This window comes from Gemmatimonas sp., from assembly GCF_031426495.1.
Taxonomy (GTDB): Bacteria; Gemmatimonadota; Gemmatimonadetes; order Gemmatimonadales; family Gemmatimonadaceae; genus Gemmatimonas.
This window is the reverse complement of sequence record NZ_JANPLK010000006.1, coordinates 1-17,642: the sequence shown is the minus strand read 5'-3', so window position 1 is coordinate 17,642 and position 17,642 is coordinate 1. Positions and strand designations below refer to the sequence as shown.

Annotated in this window: 12 protein-coding genes; 10 read left to right on the top strand and 2 right to left on the bottom strand. The window is 64.4% G+C overall.

The genetic code is table 11. The features are described from left to right. Positions 1-14: 14 nt before the first annotated feature. From RMP10_RS02345 to RMP10_RS02315, 7 genes are all read left to right on the top strand, one after another. On the top strand, positions 15-1,346 hold the full coding sequence (locus tag RMP10_RS02345) for an aminotransferase class V-fold PLP-dependent enzyme (protein WP_310568870.1): 1,332 nt from the start codon (positions 15-17) through the stop codon (positions 1,344-1,346). Positions 1,347-1,349: 3 nt separating this feature from the next. Beyond that, positions 1,350-2,687: a M20 family metallo-hydrolase gene (locus RMP10_RS02340; protein WP_310568869.1), complete on the top strand. Its 1,338-nt coding sequence runs from the start codon at positions 1,350-1,352 to the stop codon at positions 2,685-2,687. A 14-nt stretch (positions 2,688-2,701) separates the two neighbouring features. Beyond that, complete coding sequence (locus tag RMP10_RS02335; protein ID WP_310568868.1) at positions 2,702-5,455, top strand: PAS domain S-box protein; 2,754 nt, start codon at positions 2,702-2,704, stop codon at positions 5,453-5,455. Beyond that, a complete protein-coding gene (locus RMP10_RS02330) occupies positions 5,452-6,786 on the top strand; it encodes an amino acid permease (RefSeq protein ID WP_310568867.1) in 1,335 nt (444 codons plus the stop codon). Before RMP10_RS02335 ends, RMP10_RS02330 begins: the two co-directional genes overlap by 4 nt. Before the next feature lie 79 nt (positions 6,787-6,865). Continuing rightward, the gene (locus RMP10_RS02325) at positions 6,866-7,270 is read left to right on the top strand and encodes a hypothetical protein (protein WP_309672653.1); all 405 of its coding nucleotides are present in this window, start codon (positions 6,866-6,868) and stop codon (positions 7,268-7,270) included. Positions 7,271-7,380: 110 nt separating this feature from the next. Beyond that, the gene (locus RMP10_RS02320; protein WP_310568866.1) at positions 7,381-9,003 is read left to right on the top strand and encodes a hypothetical protein; all 1,623 of its coding nucleotides are present in this window, start codon (positions 7,381-7,383) and stop codon (positions 9,001-9,003) included. A 10-nt stretch (positions 9,004-9,013) separates the two neighbouring features. Continuing rightward, positions 9,014-9,460 carry a hypothetical protein gene (locus RMP10_RS02315; RefSeq protein ID WP_310568865.1) on the top strand — a complete coding sequence of 149 codons (447 nt, stop codon included), beginning with the start codon at positions 9,014-9,016 and terminating at the stop codon, positions 9,458-9,460. A 10-nt stretch (positions 9,461-9,470) separates the two neighbouring features. Here the strand turns inward: RMP10_RS02315 and RMP10_RS02310 are convergent, their stop codons facing one another. Further along, positions 9,471-11,087, bottom strand: coding sequence for a peptidase dimerization domain-containing protein (locus RMP10_RS02310; protein ID WP_345785768.1), 1,617 nt, complete (start codon positions 11,085-11,087; stop codon positions 9,471-9,473). Between the two features lie 287 nt (positions 11,088-11,374). Between RMP10_RS02310 and RMP10_RS02305 the strand changes: the two genes are divergently transcribed. Beyond that, positions 11,375-13,975, top strand: a complete 2,601-nt coding sequence (locus RMP10_RS02305) for a hypothetical protein (RefSeq protein WP_310568863.1) — start codon at positions 11,375-11,377, stop codon at positions 13,973-13,975. A gap of 219 nt (positions 13,976-14,194) precedes the next feature. Further along, a complete protein-coding gene (locus RMP10_RS02300; RefSeq protein ID WP_310568862.1) occupies positions 14,195-15,019 on the top strand; it encodes an FRG domain-containing protein in 825 nt (274 codons plus the stop codon). Positions 15,020-15,152: 133 nt separating this feature from the next. Here the strand turns inward: RMP10_RS02300 and RMP10_RS02295 are convergent, their stop codons facing one another. Next, positions 15,153-16,007 (bottom strand): IS110 family transposase, encoded by an 855-nt coding sequence (locus tag RMP10_RS02295; RefSeq protein WP_310568861.1) that lies wholly within the window; start codon positions 16,005-16,007, stop codon positions 15,153-15,155. 120 nt (positions 16,008-16,127) lie between these two features. Here RMP10_RS02295 and RMP10_RS02290 point away from each other — a divergent pair. Next, the coding region (locus RMP10_RS02290; protein ID WP_310568860.1) for an IS1182 family transposase at positions 16,128-17,642 on the top strand (1,515 nt) is incomplete at its 3' end.

Sequence of the window (17,642 nt, the reverse complement as noted above, 5' to 3'; positions counted from 1 at the left end):
CCGTACCGTCAGGGATGCCTACAGACCGCTCCCGTCGGGATTTCGTGAAGAGCGCGGCCATTCTCGGTGCCGCCGCCGTCGCTGCCCCGAGTGCCGCTGCCGCAAGCCCGTCGCCGCGCTCAGCCGAGCCAGGTGCCCCCCTCACGCCGCATACCGGCGCGCTGCACGACGTGGCGCGTGACGAGGCGTACTGGGCGCTGGTCGCCGCCAAGTATCGGATCACGCCGCGCACCACAAATCTGGAAGCGGGCTACTTCGGCATGATGGCGCAGCCCGTGCTCGAGGTGTATCACCGCTACATCGATCGCGTGAACAGCGAGAGCTCGTACTTCGCGCGGCGCGAGTATCCCGCGATGTTCCGCACGGCCCGTGAGCGGGTGGCTGCGTTCGTGGGGGCCAAGCCCACCGAACTCGCCTTCACCCGCGGCGCGACGGAGGCGCTGCAGGCCCTGATCGGGCAGTATAATCGCCTGCAGCCCGGCGACACGATCATCTACGCGGATCTCGATTACAACGCGATGCAGTGGGCCATGAATGCCCTCGCCGCACGCTGCCAGGCCAAGGTGGTCACGCTCGACATCCCGGAGCCGGCCTCGCGCGAGAACATTCTCCAACTGTACTCGAACTCGCTCGACGCCAACCCGCGCGCCAAGCTGCTGTTGCTCACGCACTGCAACAACAAAACCGGCCTGCTGCTGCCCGTCGGTGAGATTGCCAAGATGGCCAAGGCGCGCGGTGTAGACGTCGTGGTCGATGCCGCCCATTCGTTCGGACAGGTGCCGCTGACCATGGCCGACCTGGGCGCCGATTTCGTGGGGCTCAACCTGCACAAGTGGATCGGAGCGCCCATCGGTGCCGGCGCCCTGTACATCCGCGAGGATCGCCTCAGTGCCATCGATCGTGCGCACGCCGATGAAAGTGCGCCGCTTGATCGGATCGAAAGCCGCATTCACACTGGCACTACGCACTTCGCGACCGTGATGACGATTACCGACGCCATCGACTTTCAGCTCAGCATCGGGATTCCGCAGAAGGCTGCGCGTTTGCGCTATTTGCGCGACCGCTGGGTGCACGCCGTGGCTGATGTGAAGGGCGTGAGCATTCTCACGCCCGAAGACGCCACGCTCACCGGTGCTATCACCGGTTTCCGACTGCACAACCGTGGCACGAGCGAGGCCAATCGCGCACTCGCCACTACGCTGCACGATGAGTTCGGCATCTTCACCTTTCAGCGCACCGGACTCGCCAAGGGCGATTGCGTGCGCGTCACCCCCACGCTGTACAACACCCCCGCCGACGCTGACAAACTGGCGGCCGCTATCCGCACCATCGCTGCTCGAGGCTGATTCGTGAAGCGTCGTACTTTTCTCGGTCACGCCGGCGCCCTGGCGTCGATGCCGCTCGTCATACCGTATTTCTCCAACGCGTTCCGCGCCGTTCCCGCGACTGCGCCCCTGCGCGTGAACGGCGCGCGACTCAACGAGTGGCTCACCAGGTTCGACAGCATCGGACGCACGCCCACCGGTATCAATCGTGTGGCCTACTCCGAAGCCGATCTCGCTGGGCGCGCCTTCACGCAGCAATTGCTGCGCGACGCCGGCTTTACGCCGCGTATCGATACCGCTGGCAACATCTATGCGCGACTCGAGGGCACCAATCGCGCGCTGAAACCCATTCTCATCGGCTCGCACGTCGACTCGGTCACCGACGGTGGCAACTTCGACGGCCCCGTGGGATCGTTCGGCGCCATCGAAGTCGCGCGCACGCTGCGTGAAACGAACACCCGGCTGCGCCACCCGCTCGATGTGGTGATCTGGCAGAACGAAGAAGGCGGCACCACCGGCAGCAAAACCGCCATCGGTGAAATGACCGACGCCGAGCTGGCGAAAGTAGCCCGCTCCGGCAAGACCATTCGCGAAGGCATCGGCATCATTGGCGGCGACGTGTCGCGTTTGGCCGAATCGGTGAAGAAGAAGGGCGACATCGCCTGCTACATCGAACTGCACATCGAGCAGGGTGGCCTGCTCGAAAAGGCCGGTAAGCAGATCGGTGTGGTGCAGGGCATCGTCGGACTGCGTTGGTTCGAAGTCACCATCACCGGCTTCGCCAATCACGCCGGCGCCACGCCCATGGATCAGCGTCAGGATGCCATGCTCGCCGCCGCCAAGTTCACCGTGGCGGTGAACGACGCCGTGCGGGCCGAACCCGGACGCCAGGTGGCCACCGTGGGCCGCATGGTCGTGTCGCCCAACACCACCAACGTGATTCCCGGCCAAGTCGTGATGACGGTCGACCTGCGAGATCTCGACCAACAAAAGATCGAGCACTTCACCGACGTGTTCGAGCGGCTTGCGCGCGAAATCGGTACGGCCACCACAACCACCTTCGCCTTCAAGCGACTCACCGACAGCACGCCCGCCGTCTCCGATCCGCAGGTCATGAACTGGATCGAATCCAGCGCCACCGCGCTCGGCTTGTCGTCGCAACGGATGCCCAGTGGCGCCGGTCACGATGCCCAGGAGATCGCGCACATCGCCCCGATGGCCATGATCTTTATTCCGAGCGTGGGTGGCATCAGTCACTCACCCAAGGAGTTCTCCCGCGCCGCCGACATCGCGAACGGCGCCGACGTGCTGCTCAACGCCGTCATCGCCGCCGACGCGCGCCCAGCGGCCGGTCGGCCGTGAAAGCCAGTGGCGCGATGCGCCGCGTCCTCTACATCGAACAGGACCCCCACGACGCGCGGGCCCTGACCGAATTCGTCTCGGACCAGCAACTGCCGCTGATCGTGACCGTCGTTCCGTCGGTTGCTGCAGCGCGCGCCCTGCTGGGCGAGGAGACCTTCGACGTCGTGCTGGCCCGTGACGAGCTCACCGGCAACGTCACCGACGCGTTCACCGAACAGGTGGTGATCATCCTCGTCGAAGCCGGTCGGGAGGCCAACACGACCGAGTTGCTGTACGCCGGTGTGGACGACGTTCTCATCAAGGACGCCGCACGCGGCTACCTCGCCATACTACCGTGGCGCATCGAGTTCGCGCTGCGGCGGATGTCGACATCGCGCACGGCGGCGGAGGCTGCTGAGCGCGAGTCGGACCGACGGTTCCGTCTACTCCTCGATTCGACCGGAGTGATCGTCTGGGAAGCCGACGCGTCGACGTTCCAGTTCACATCGGTTAGCGAGAATGCCGAGCGCGTGTCGGGCTTTACGCGCGACGAGTGGTGCCGGCCCGGTTTCTGGGCCAGCCGTATTCATCCGGACGATCGTGAGTTCGCGGTGGCGTACTGTGCGGCTGCGACCGCCCGCCTCGAGGACCACGAGTTCGAGTATCGATTTCTCTGCCGAAGCGGGGAGCAACGCTGGATTTGCGATCTCGTCACGGTGGTAATGGAAGCGAGTGAGCCCCGATGGATTCGGGGGCTGATGGTCGACATCACGGCCCGCAAGCAGGCGGAGGCTGCGCACCAAGCCGCGGCGCGTTGGCAACACGCGCTGGTTACCCACGCCGGCGATGCGATTATCTCGTCCGATTCCTCCGGCAACATTCTGACCTTCAATCCAGCGGCGGAGCGGATGCTTGGCTACTCCGCCAGCGAAATAATTGGTCGATCGGGGGCGGTGTTTCACGACGCCGAGCAGCTGGTCGAGCGCGCCCGGGAATTCTCGCAGGAGTTGGGTGAGGAGATTGCGCCCGGCTTTGACGTGTTCGTGGCGAAGGCCATCAGAGCGTTGCCTAATCGCCACGACTGGACGTACATCCGCAAAGACGGATCGCGCGTTCCGGTCTCACTCGCGGTGACGGCGCTCCGTGGCGCGTCGGGCGAGATCGAAGGATTCATGGCGGTGGCAACGGATCTGACCTCGCGGTTGCAGGCGGAGTCCGCGCTGCGGGCGAGTGAGGCGCGCTATCGCACGATCGTCGAAGCCGAGCCGGAGTGCGTGAAGGTCGTGTCCGCGAGTGGCGAGTTGCTGGAGATGAATCGTGCTGGGCTCGCGATGTTGGAAGCGGACTCGCTGGACGACGTACGCGGACGTGGGCTCGCGGAATTCATTCTGCCCGAACATCGAGCGGCCTTCGGAACCCTGAACAAGCAGGCGATGGACGGCGTGCCGGGTCTGGTCGAGTTCGAGATCGTTGGCTTGCGCGGTACGCGGCGCTGGCTGGAAACTCATGCCGCTCCGTTGCCGGATGCCGATGGCCGGGTGGACAAGGTCCTCGCCATCACACGAGACATCACGGCGCGACGGCAAGCCGTCGCCGAGCAGGCGGCGCTCCAGGCGCAGTTGGCGCAGGCGCAGAAACTCGAGTCGATCGGTCGCCTCGCCGGTGGCGTCGCCCACGATTTCAACAACATGCTCGGTGTGATCCTGGGCCATACCGAAATGGCGCTGCTGGAAGTGTCGCCCGATCAGCCGTGCTATCTCGATCTCAAGGAAATTCAGAATGCGGCACAGCGGTCCGCCGCCCTGACGCGTCAGCTGCTGGCCTTCGCCCGGAAGCAGCCCATTGAGCCGCAGTCGCTCGATCTGAATGCGACGGTCGCCGCGACGCTGTCGCTCTTGCAGCGGTTGATCGGTGAGAATATCTCCATCACTTGGCAGGGATCACCGTCGCTGTGGCCCGTGTGGATGGATCCGTCGCAGCTCGATCAAATTCTGACGAACCTCTGCGTCAATGCACGGGATGCGATCGCGACGGAAGGCATCGGTTCCGGGACCATGACCATCACGACGAGCAATGTGCGCGTCGATGCGGAGTACTGTCGCGTCGTTCCCGAGGCCATTCCTGGTGACTTTGTCTGTCTCGCCGTGGGCGACACCGGGCGCGGCATGGAACCGGCGGTCGTTGCGCACATTTTCGAGCCCTTCTTCACGACCAAGCGCCTGGGTGAGGGAACGGGGCTTGGCCTGTCGATGGTGGATGGGGCCGTCCGGCAGAACCGCGGCTTCATCGCGGTTCACAGCGTCGTCAATCGCGGTACCACGTTCGAGATTTTCCTGCCGCGACATCACGGCGAGGCGCGATCCTCGTTCACAACACCGTCGGAGCACGCGCTGCCGCGCGGACACGGCACGATTCTGGTCGTCGAGGACGAGCCGTCGATCCTCAAGCTCACGAGCACCATGCTTCATCGGCTGGGCTACGACGTGCTGGTGGCGACTGGACCGAAGAACGCGATTGAAGTGGCGGAGGCGCACCCAGGGCCGATCAACCTGCTGCTCACGGATGTCATCATGCCGGGCATGAATGGGAGCGATCTGGCCGGTGTCGTGCGGCAGCGCTATCCAAGAATTCACGTGCTCTTCATGTCAGGCTACACGGCTGACATCATCGCCGACCACGGGGTCATGGACGCAACGGTCCGCTTCATCCAGAAGCCCTTTTCCACGCGTGACCTGCAGGTCGCCGTCATGGGCGCCATCGCCGACCAGCCGTCGGTGTCGGAACCATGACGGACACGAGCCGTGAAAGCGGCGCGCTGCGCCGCGTGCTCGGGCCGGGCACCCTCGCCCTCATCTTCGCCAACGGCACGATCGGCGCCGGCATCTTCGCCGTGCCCGGACTCGTCGCTGCCACCCTCGGCAGTGCCACCGCGCTCGGCTACGCCATCTGCGCCGTGCTGGTGATGCTGATCTTCCTCTGCTTCGCCGAAGTGGGCAGTCGCGTCCACGAAAGCGGTGGCGCGTACGCGTACGTGGAAACAGCGTTCGGTCCATTCGCGGGGTTCATTGCGGCCAATCTCATGTGGTTCGGCTTCGCCGCCTGCTCCGACGCCGCACTGGCCGATGTGCTCGTCAGTGCGCTCGCCACCGCCGCGCCGATCCTCGCGCAGCCGGTGCCGCGAGCGCTTGCCCTCATCGGGCTCTTCGCCTTCATGGCCGGCGTCAACATCATGGGCGTGAAAACCGGCGCGCGACTGGTCGTCGTGCTCACGGTACTCAAGCTGCTGCCGTTGCTCTTGCTGCTCGTGGTGGGTATTCCGCACATCGATCTGTCGCACATCATTCCGTCCAGCATGCCCAGCGCGTCCACACTCGGCAGCGGGGTGTTGTTGCTGATGTTCGCCTTCGTGGGCGGCGAAGCGTCGTTGTCGGCCAGTGGAGAGCTGCGCAATCCGAGCCGCACCGTGCCTCTGGGGCTGCTCATGGGTGTGGCCACGGTGGTCGGCTTGTATTTCGGCTTGCAGCTGGTCGCCGAGGGCGTGCTGGGTGCCGACCTACCACGGCAGACGGTCACGCCGCTGGCCGCAACGGCGGAACAGCTCATGGGGCCGTGGGGGCGAACACTGCTGCTGGGTGCGGTGTCTCTGTCGATCTTCGCCAATGTGAACGGCGACTTGCTGGTGTCACCGCGCTGCCTGTACGCCGCCGCCAAGGACGGTCTGCTGCCGGCGCCGCTGGCCAAGGTGCATCCACGGTATGACACGCCGTACGTCGCCATTCTGGTGTTTGCGGCGATCGCCTGCGCGCTGGCGGTGTTGGGGGCCTTCAGGTCGCTGGCCATCCTGGGGACCGCGTCGGTGCTGCTGGTCGACGTCGCCGTCTGTCTCGCCGTGTTGCGCCTGCGCCAGCGTGGCGTGCAGACCGCTGACACCCCCTTCATCATCCCCGGCGGACCACTGGTCCCGATTCTCGGGGCCGCCGTCTGCGTCTGGGTGCTCACCAACCTCTCTCGGGAGGAGCTGCTGGGGCTCAGCGCGCTGGTGTTCTTCTCCGGCGGGCTGTATTTGCGCGTGCTGCGCGCCCGTCAGTTCAAGGCGGCCCGGGCGGCGCGGTCCGTGTAATTCGCCATCGCGCCCGATCGGTGCGATATTCCAGAGACCGCTCCGTTTCACCTGCTTTTCACGCACAAGGACTTCACGAATGCGACACGCCCTTCGCTACGCCGGCAATTTCGAAAAGAACTTCATGAAGCAGACTACCGACTCGACCTCATTCGAGGGAAGCGATGGCCAGCAGCACGCCTATGCCCCGTGGCCCGACGGCGTGAACGGCTTGCGGATTTCTTTCATGGAAAAGGCCGGCAAGAAGTTCGTGGTCGTACGGATCGCCGACGACACCAGCGATGTGGTGCTGCACAACGAGATGGTGCTGGTGCCGGGTGAACATTTCGGTTTCGGTGTGCACCTGCAGGGCACGCCCACGGTGGTCGAGGATAACATCGCCATCATGAAGCTCCTCGAAGACGCGACCAAGAAGAACGTGGGCCACAGCGACGAACTGCTGCAGATGCGGGCACGCTTCAAGGCCGCGGCCGCCAAGCACTAAGTCACGGCGGCGGTTCAGCGGGCCGGCTGTACGTCATCTGACGGATAGCCGGCCCGTTCGGCGTGTAGCACCTTGGGAGGTACGTGCCACACCTTCCCGGAGTGCTCGATATGAAATCGCTCAGAGCTCGTGTTCGAACCCCCGCGTTGCGCTCGCTGGCGCTGATCGCTGCCCTCGGCGCCGTCGCCTTCTCGGCCGCGTGCGTGTTCTATCGCACGGAAGTCCGCGCCGTCGAGCGTCCCGCCGCTGGTGCGCCGACGCGCATCACATCGCCAATCAAGGCACACTTGAAGGACGGCAGCACCGTCGTGTTTCGCACCGGTGCCACCGTGACGCGTGACAGCCTGACTGGCGAGGGCCGTCGGTACACGCTGCACAACGGGATACCGCGTGTGGACGACAGTGTGCCGATGGACAGCGTGGTGGGAGTCGAGACGTTCGAAAACAAGGTCAATGCGGTGCCCACCGTGGTCGCATCGGTCGCCGGCACGGTAGCGGCCGGCTTCGGCGCGCTGATTCTTGGGATCGCCATTTTCGGCTCGTGCCCTACCGTGTACGCCGACACCGGCGCGACGGCCGAGCTGCAGGCCGAGGGCTTCTCGTACTCCATTGCGCCGCTCATGGAGCAGCGCGATGTCGATCCGCTGCGGGTGCGCGCGGATTCCACGGGTAGGGTACGACTCGAGTTGCGCAACGAAGCGCTCGAGACGCACTACATCAATCACATCGAACTGCTCGCCATGCGGCACGCCGCCGGTGAGACGATCGTGCCCGACCAAGGCGGTCGGCCCGTGCTGGTGAGTGGATTCACGCCCGTCGGTCGCGCTACCGACCGCGCGGGCCGCGACGTGCGCGGTGTACTGCGCTCGCGCGACGGCACGTTGTACGCCACCGATGCCGGCATCCTGCGCCGTGCATCAGCAGGCGATCTCGATGATTGGATCGATGTGCACGTGGCCGATCTCCCTGCCGGAGATTCGGTGGCGGTGGTATTGCGACTGCGCAACTCACTGCTGAATACGGTACTGCTGTACAACGGCATGCTGGGCGGGCGCGATGCGGCTGACTGGCTGCACGAGGGGCTCGGAAAGTTCGGCACCACCGCCGAGATGGCGCTGTGGTATCGCAAAACGATGGGACTGCGCGCCTCGGTGGAAGGCGTCGCGAGCATCGATGCGATTCACGGCGCCACCGCGCGGCTGAGTGACGTGGGGCCGATCGCGTTTCGTGATGTCGCGCTCGTGTTGCCGCGGTCGGCGCTGAATGCCCGCACGGCGCGCATTCGGTTGCAGTTCGTGGCCGACAATTGGCGTATCGACGAGGTGCGGGTGGCGGGTACCCTATCACGTCCCGCCGTGACCACACTCGCCGTGGAGCGCGTGGTAGTACCCACTCCCGCCGTTGGGCGCGGTCCGACGCTCGACACCGCGGCGGTCTCAGCGATCGCGGCCGCCGATGCGCGCTACTTCGAAACGCGCCCCAGCCAACGCATGGTACTGGAGTTCGCGCGCGATCATCGTGCGGCGCGCACGACGGATTCCACCACGACCTACATGATCGCGTGGCAGGGCTGGTATCGCGAATGGATCCGCGGCGACTGGCTGGCCAATCCCACGCGCACCGAACCGTTCAAACCCGGAGACGCCGCCGTGCTGACGGCGTTGCATCGCTGGACCGAGCGCAAGGAATCGTTCGAGCGCGAGTTCTATGCATCACGCATTCCCGTTCGGTGAGGAGCGCGCCATGACTCGCCAATTAGTGCGTGCCACCGCATTGCTCGCGTGCGTCTTGGTCTCTGCCTGTCGCTTCGGCGCCAAGCCCGGCGACATCGACTGGATGGTCTCTCCCGAAGGCGCCCGCATTGCGCTACGTGTCGTCGGCGAGCCGCAGGACCGCGTAGGAGAACTGCTCGCCGTAGACGACGAAAGTGTCCTCATGCGCAGCCCCGAAGTCGTCGAGGGCGTCGAGCTGCGCCGACCCAAGATCACCCGCGTGGCCTGGGGAAGCGTCGACGCCATCGACGTCGACCGACTTGGCGGCGCCTACGACGTGAGGCGCGGTCTGCGTGTCACCGACGAAACACGGCGCAAGCTCACCCTGATCAGTCGCTTCCCTCAGGGCATCTACCCCGACATCCTCGCGAAGCTACTCGCCGCGACCAAGCAGACGGCCGTCGACGAGATCAAGTGATCGTACCCCCCTACTGCTTTTCCTTGCCATCCTCACCCTTCGGTGCCACCACCTGCGGCCGCACCGTCGGATACTCAATGCCCAGCTGTTCCATATACGTTTTGAACTTCGTGGGGTCGTAGTAGAACTTCTGCAGCTGCGTCTTGTAGCGCGCCATGATGTCGGCGTTCAGGTACGTCGGCGGCATGTCCTGCGGGCGGATGAACGGCGTGTACTTCGTGTCCTTCGTCTGCACGTTCTTGAAGTAGTCCCACGCGTCCGCCACGATCTTCGGCGTCATGACGATGTCGAGCATCGTGAGCGCCTGTACCTTGGCGCCGGCCAGCGCGCCCTTGTGCGCGATGGGCGTCGCCATCGAAATCGCGTTCGCCCAGTTGTGGCCCGGCAGTCCCGGAATGTTCGACGGGAAGCGCAGCGTGATCGTCGGCACGTTCCACGCGATGTCACCGATATCGTCCGATCCACCACCCATCCAGTTCTGCGGTGTCTCGGCGCCACGCAGCTGCTTGTTCACCTGCTCCGACAAGCCGAAGTCGGGCGAGCCAAGCTCCTTCTGAATGCCCTTCGCGAGCGTCTGGTCCTTGTCGTCCCACTTCGGCATGCCGACGGTCTGCACGTTCTGGTGCATCGCTTCGGCGATCGGCTTGCTGAAGTGCGCCGACCAGCCAGAACCCAGAATGGCGATCGTGTCGAGCTTCGTGTCGGTCATCATGGCGGCGCCTTCGGCGATCTTCTTGCCCACTTCGAACAGGGCCATCGTGCGCGGATAGTCCTGCTCGCGGAAATAGAACCAGATGCTCGCCGTGCTGGGCACCACGTTCGGCTGATCGCCGCCGTCCTTGATCACGTAGTGCGAGCGCTGCTGCAAGCGCAGGTGCTCGCGCTTGTACTCCCACGCCTGTCCCATCAGCATGACCGCGTCGAGTGCGCTCTTGCCGCTCCACGGCGCACCGGCCGCGTGGGCGCTCGAGCCACGGAAGCGGAATTCGGCCGAGAGCAAGGCGCTCGAGCCGCTGGCGCCCCATGAGACGCCGAGATCGTTGCCGACGTGTGTGAACAGCGTGACATCGGTGTTCTTGAACAGTCCCGAGCGCACCAAGAATGCCTTGCCCGCCATCTGCTCTTCGGCGATGCCCGGCCACAGCAGCAGCGTGCCATTGATCTTGTCGCGCTGCATGAGCTGCTTCACCACGATCGCGGCCACGATGTTCACGGCCTGCCCCGAGTTGTGTCCTTCACCATGACCGGGGCCGCCGGCCACCATCGGGTCCTTGTAGCCCACGCCCGGCTTGTTGCTGGCCTGCGGAATGCCGTCCACATCGGAGCCGAGAGAAATCTCCGGCTTACCCGTGCCGTAGCTCCACTTGGCCGTCCACGCCGACGGGATGCCCGCCACGCCCTTCTCGATGGTGAAACCTTCCTTGGCCAGCAGGGTCGTGATGTAGCGCTGCGACTCGAATTCCTGGAAGCCGAGTTCCTGGAATGAGAAGAGCATGTCCACGATCTCCTGCACCTGCTTGGCGCGGGACTCGACCATCACGAGTGCTTCGGCCTTGAGCTTCTCCAAGCGGGGGTCGACGGGTGCAGTCGCCGCAGCGGCGGCGGGCGGTGTCGCTGCCTGAGCCAGCAGCGCGGGCGCAGAGGCCGGCAGGGCGGCCAGTGCAGTGAGGCCGGCAACGAGGGAACGGGTACTGCGAACGCAGTCGCGAAAGCGGGTCGGATGCACGGCGGACTCCCAGGGGTGGTCGGCGAATTTCAGACAGGGCTTGCCAGTGGCCCGCAGCAAACCGGGCACGGCAGGCGAACTCCGAAATTACGTTTCACGTGGGGAAACCGCTCGGTCGGGACCCCCGTACGGTCACCAAGACGGTCGTTTTTGTCGTGATGTCCTCGCCATATCCCGTTCCCCGGTTCATGCGCTCTCCGAATTCGCTCCGTGTGGTCGCCCTGGTTGGGGTGATGAGTCTGCTCTCAGCCGCGTGTCCCGATGCGCTGTTCGGTCAGGCGCGCCCCAAGCCGCCGGCCAAGCGCGATACGCTCACGGCCGAGGAACGGACGGCCGCACGGGAGGCCACCCGGGATGCCCGCTCCATGGCGCGCCGGCAGCTCTCTCCCGACAGCGTCGTGCGGCGCCTGCGGGCCGACTCGGCCAGCGCGTCGGCCTTCAGCGACCCCGAGGCAAAACTCATTCTCGTGCGGGCGCGTGAGGCGCGTGTGCGGCAGGACAGCGCGCTGCGGGCCTACAAGGCCACCGCCACGCAGCGCATTTCGATGGGCATGGGCGCCAAGCGGTTGGGGCTCGAGAAGCTGCTGTTTCGGGGCGACAACGTGGCCGAGATCTCGTGGCGCCGTGATATAGGCGTGCGGGTGCGGCCGATCGGTTCGCGCATCACCGTACCGATGGCGTCGAGTTCGAGTGGGGATTTCAGCAGTGCCATTTCCATTCCGTACTTTCCGGGGCGCGAGTCGCTTTGGTTTCCGAGCAGCAACTTCGGCGTGGTGAAGAGCGACATCGACGAGCGTGAAGTCATTCATCCGCTCGCGAATGGCGCCGAGACGTACTACAAGTATGCGACGGGCGACTCGGTGGACATCAAGCTCGATGGTGGCCGCGTGATCAAGCTGCGCGAGTTGCGCATCACGGCGCGCCGGCCCGACTGGCGGGTGTTCGTGGGCTCGTTCTGGTTCGATCGCGACGGTGGGCAGCTGGTGCGCGCGGCGTACCGGTTGGCGATGGACCTCGAGATCTGGGATGTGGCGTCGGAAGAGACTGAGGCCGACAAGAAGGTGAGCCGGGAAGCCGACCGCTTGCGTGATTCGATTGCGCGGGTGCGCATGCCGCGCGACCTGTATGTGAAAGACTCGATCCAGCGCGCGCCGGCGGTGCAGGCGCGGGCAAAGGATGAGAACAGCGACGAAGACGTGCCGGTGTGGGTGAAGGCCACCTTCCGTCCGGCCAAGGCCAAGCTCGACGCCATCTCGGTGGAATACGGATTGTATCAGGGCAAGTTCTGGCTGCCGCGCGCGAATAGTGCCACGGCGAGTATGCAGCTGGGTTTCGTGCGCACGCCATTCAGCATCGATGAGAAGTTCACGTACGAAGACGTGAACGGCGACTTCTCGCTGGCGGCCATTCCGGCGGCGCGACTCAGTGGTACGGCGGGTGATTCGAGTGCGCGGGACACGACGGTGATCACGGGCGGGAACGATGTGAACATCACCGTCGGTGGTGGCAGCGACAAATCGGGCAAAGCCACGAAGCCGGACACGACGAAGATGTCCGCGTCGGCGCGGGCGCGTTATCGGTTGTGTCAGAAGGATTCCACCTACACGCGGGTGGAGTCGCGGTACGAAGGCGCGTTGCGGGTGGCGTACGACATGCCGTGCGATGCGTCGAAGCTCGCCAACTCACCCGCGCTGCCGCCAGCGGTGGCGTCGGATGAAGAGCTATTCGACATCAAGAGTCGCGACGAACTGTTGTCGGCGCTTGACTTGTCGTTGCAGCCCGGTTGGATGCCGCAGATGCCAACGGTTCGCCTGGGCTCCGACCTGCTGCGCTTCAACCGCGTGGAAGGCTTCTCGGCCGGCGTGAACGTGACGCAGCTATTGGGTGCGGGCTACACGCTGAATGCGGTGGGTCGCATTGGACACGCCGATCTGCATGCGAACGGTGAGCTGAGTTTGGCGCGCAGCAACGGCGCGCGTACCGTGACCGCGACGGTGTATCATCGCCTTGCGGCCACCAACCCCGAGTGGGGCGGGGGACTGAGCTTCGGCCCGAGTTTGCCGGCGTTCATCTACGGACGCGACGAAGGGTTTTACTATCGCACGATGGGCGCCGAGTTGGGTGAGCGTCGTGAACGTCGTCGTGGGGCGTTGGAGTACAAACTGTTCATCGAGCGGCAGTGGACGGCGGGCGACACCGATGTGGTGAATACGTTCTCGCTGGCGAAGCTCATTGCCGATCGTCGCTTCCGCAGGAACATCGAGTCGGAGAACCTGAGTGTGACCGGTGTGTCGGGCATGTACTCGCGCGTGCTGCTGGAGCGACCGAAGGGATTGCGCTTTACGACCGTGCTGAATGGTGAAGCGGGGACCGGTACGTTTCAGTATGCGCGGGCGTCGGTGGAAGGCACTGTCACGCGCCCCGTGTCGCGATTCTCGACCGCGCTCACCGGCGCGATCGGCAGTTCGCTCGGTGATGTGCCACGTCAACGCGGATGGTTCCTGGGCGGCGTGCGTACCGTACGCGGACAGATCGCGGGCACGCAGGACGGTGATGCGTTCTGGCTCGCGCGGGCTGAGGTGGGCACGAAGCAGGGCTTCTTCAGACCGGTGGGCTTCTTTGACATCGGCTGGGCGGGCAGTCGTGATGCGTTCGGGAAGACGCAGCCGCAGCGGGGAGCCGGGGTTGGCGTGGGGCTGTTGGACGGATTGATTCGCGTGGACTTCTCGCGCGGGTTGTATCCGCTGAAGCAGTGGCGGACGGATTTCTATTTGAGTGCGGCGTTGTAGGGGGCTCTCGGCGGGGGCGTGCGGTGCGAGTCTCGCGTGGCGCGTTAGGTCGGTCGTGCTAACGCGCCGGGGGTGACGGCTCGGAGTGTGGTACGGCGTTGAGGCGTAAGGCCTTGCGGCAAGACGCGATCGGCGGGATTGTCGGATATGGTGCAGATCTCGCGACCCATGAGGGAATGGTCGGTCGAGCGAATAGAGGTTAGACAGAATTAAACTTCCATGAATCCGATAGAATTTCCAAGCCTCGAGCTGCCGTCGTGGGACGCGTTTGCCACCCGTGTCGCGGCCCTTACCATGGGTTCGCCGACGGTACCAATGTTCGTGTTTCGTGGTCAGGCGAACTCTACCTGGCGTCTCGAGCCAAAGCTTGCGCGCATCTTGCGCGAGGCTGAAGTAAAGACGACGCGTGCGGGCGAGATGGTCGAACAACGCTTGCTCAGCCAATTCGAATCGCGCGCACATCACTATGTAACCGCGGGACAACTTCAAACGTTCTTTTACGCGAACCGGATGGCGAGGTGGTCCATCATGCAGCACTACGGGGCGCCTACTCGATTGCTTGATTGGACCCAATCGGCGTACGTGGCTGCATACTTTGCTTGCACATCTCATCTATCCGCCCCTGGCTCGATCTTTGTAGCGGCCGCAGGTCGCATTCTGAGAGCGAATGGAATCGAGCCTTCAGCATCTGCGAAATTCCACGACGAAGCGATGGGGAAGCTAGACCGTTCAATCACGAAGACAGGCTTCTACGCCTCTACTGTACTTTCCGAGCGAGAGATTGTGCAGATGGCGAACTATAGCTTTTCGCTCGACGTTCTCAGTGGTCACGACGAGGGTATCGCAAAGGCACTTGTTCCTGGATCTCCGACGGACGGGCCGACGCTTGTAGCTGCCAAGTGGATAGTTCCAAGCTCTCTCAAGCTGTCTTTTCTGAGCAACTTGAGACAAATGAACATCGGCGCACATTCTCTCTTCCCTGGTCTCGACGGTCTCGGAAGGTCGCTAGAGGAAGTTGCCTATCTCGAAGCGGCCTCTGTCTAACGAAACGTTGCTGCTGGCAGCGCGAGGCGGTGTGCGGCAGGCGGTCGCCGTGCTGGCGCACGTCGCCCGTCCAGCCACACTTTATATGATGCGCTGCAGCAGAACGCTGAGGCGTTAGCAACTGTCTTGAAAGTCAAGCGACGGCGAGTATCGCTGTCGCGTCTTTCGCGCTCCACGTAGTGTTCGTTCGCATCATCGTATTGAGGATGGTGAGCAGTTTCCGCATACACGCCACGAGGGCGAGCTTTTTCGGCTTGCCGGCGGCGACCAAGCGTAGGTAAAACTCGCGAATGATCATGTTGCGTCGGGTGGCAACGAGGGCCGCCATGTACAGTACGCCACGCACCGTCGCGCGACCGCCTTGCACGAATCGACGGCCACGCATCGTGCCGGAGTCTCGACTCAGCGGCGCGACGCAGACCAGCTTGGCAATCGCGCGACGGGACAGGCGACCGAGTTCCGGCAGGTCCGCGAGCAGGGTGCGCGACAGCACAGGGCCGACACCGGGCACACTGCGCAGGAGCTCGTCGCGCTCACGCCAGACGGGACTCTGGCGAACCATCTCGCCGAGATCGGGGTCCGTCGAGCGCAGCTCGCGCTCGAGAAACGTGATGTGCGCCTTCAGACTTTTACGCACCTGCTTCTTGCCGGTGCCGAACACTTGGCCTACGCGATTGCGCTCCGCCTGCAGCATCTCCAAGAGCTGTCGCCGCCGAGTGAGCAGCGCATCCCGTTCGTGCGCCGCCGCGTCGGGAATGAGGCGCACCTCCGGTCGGACAACATCAGCGAAGCGCACGAGGATGTCGGCGTCAATGCGATCCGTTTTCGCCAGCTGGCCCGTCGCCTTCGCAAAGTCCCGCACCTGGCGTGGATTCACCACCACCACGGGCAGTGCCGCAGCGGCGAGCGCGGCGACGGCGAGCAGCTCGTATCCGCCGGTCGCCTCCAGCACGATCAACTGCGGTCTGCTCGAGGCGACGCGCTGCACTAACGAAGCTGTAGGAAAAGTCACGAAGCATGCCAATGTGGAAACGGAACTTGCTAGCACGCAACGGGTTGGTCCTGCATCGAATGTGGTGTCGGTTCGCCTCGCTGTCGAGATCCTGCCATGGCCCGCTACAAAGTGGTCGATACGAATCCGCAGTTTCTGAGCGTTGACCTCGCACGCCAACTGCTGCCCGGCACGTTCGAGCACGCGCTGAATCACCTGCTGGATCACGAAGTGGATCTGGCGCACTTCGACGCGCGCTTCAAGAACGATGCGACCGGCGCGCCGGCGTACCCGCCGGCCATGCTGCTCAAGGTGGTGCTCTTCGCGTACTCCCAGGGCATCGTGCGCAGCCGGGCCATTGAACGCGTGTGCCAAGAGCACGTGACGTTCATGGCGTTGTGCGGCATGACCGCGCCGCATTTCACCACCATTGCCCACTTCGTAAGCTCGCTGCGCGACGACATCGCGCAGGTGTTCGCGGCGGTGCTGGCGGTATGCGATGGACAGGGTCTGATTGGGCGCGAGATGTTTGCGATTGATGGCGTCAAGCTCCCGAGCAATGCGTCGAAACATCGGAGCGGCACGCGCGCCGAGTTCACGCAGCGCGCCGAGAAGTTGGAAGCTGCCGCCAAGACGATGCTCGACCGGCACCGTGCGACAGACGCACAGGAGCGCGAGCCCGACGTCGCGGCGAAGACCACCGCGCGTGTCGCGCGGCTGACGAAGGATGCCGAGGAATTACGCGCGTGGCTGGCGAACCATCCGACGGATCGCCACGGGCCGACGGGCGGGCTGCGGAAAAGCAATCGCACCGATAACGAGAGCGCGAAGATGGCGACGGACAAGGGCGTCATCCAGGGCTATACGGGAGTCGCCGGCGTCGATGCAAAACATCAGATCATTGTCGACGCGCAAGCGCATGGGACCGGGTCCGAACAGGAATTGCTGCTCCCCGTCGTTGAGGCGCTGGCGTCGCTCCGCACCAACGCCACGGTGCTCACGGCGGACGCGGGCTATCAGAGCGAAGCGAATCTGGCCGTCCTGGCCGAGCGGAGTGTGACCGCGCTCATTGCCGATCCGGACATGCGGAAGCGCGACGAACGGTTCGCCGACCGCGAGCACCATACCACGGCACCGAATCCGTTGCACGACAAATCGGGCGACGCGAAGAAGACGCTGCCGGTGTTTGCGCCGAGTGACTTCACGTATGACGCGGAGGCGCGTACGTGTGTATGTCCCGCCGGGAAATCGCTGAACCGCCGGGGGGCGCGCAACGTCACGAACGGGTATGTCGGGGAACACTTTCAGGGCGCGAAGCGCGATTGCGCGCCCTGTGCGTTGCGCGACAAATGTTTGCGCACGCCCGAGACTACCGTCGTCCGCAACGTCGCGTTCTTTCGCGGGCGAGAGGACGCGGAGGCCGAGACGCACACGATGCGCATGCAGCAGCGCCTCGATACGCCCGAGGGGCGCGAGCAATACGGGCGACGCTTCGCCACCGTCGAACCGGTGTTCGCGAACGTGCGGTACAACAAACGCCTGGATCGCTTCACGCTGCGCGGCCGCACGAAGGTGAACGGCCAGTGGCTGCTCTTTTGCCTGGTGCACAACATCGAAAAGCTCACCCACGCG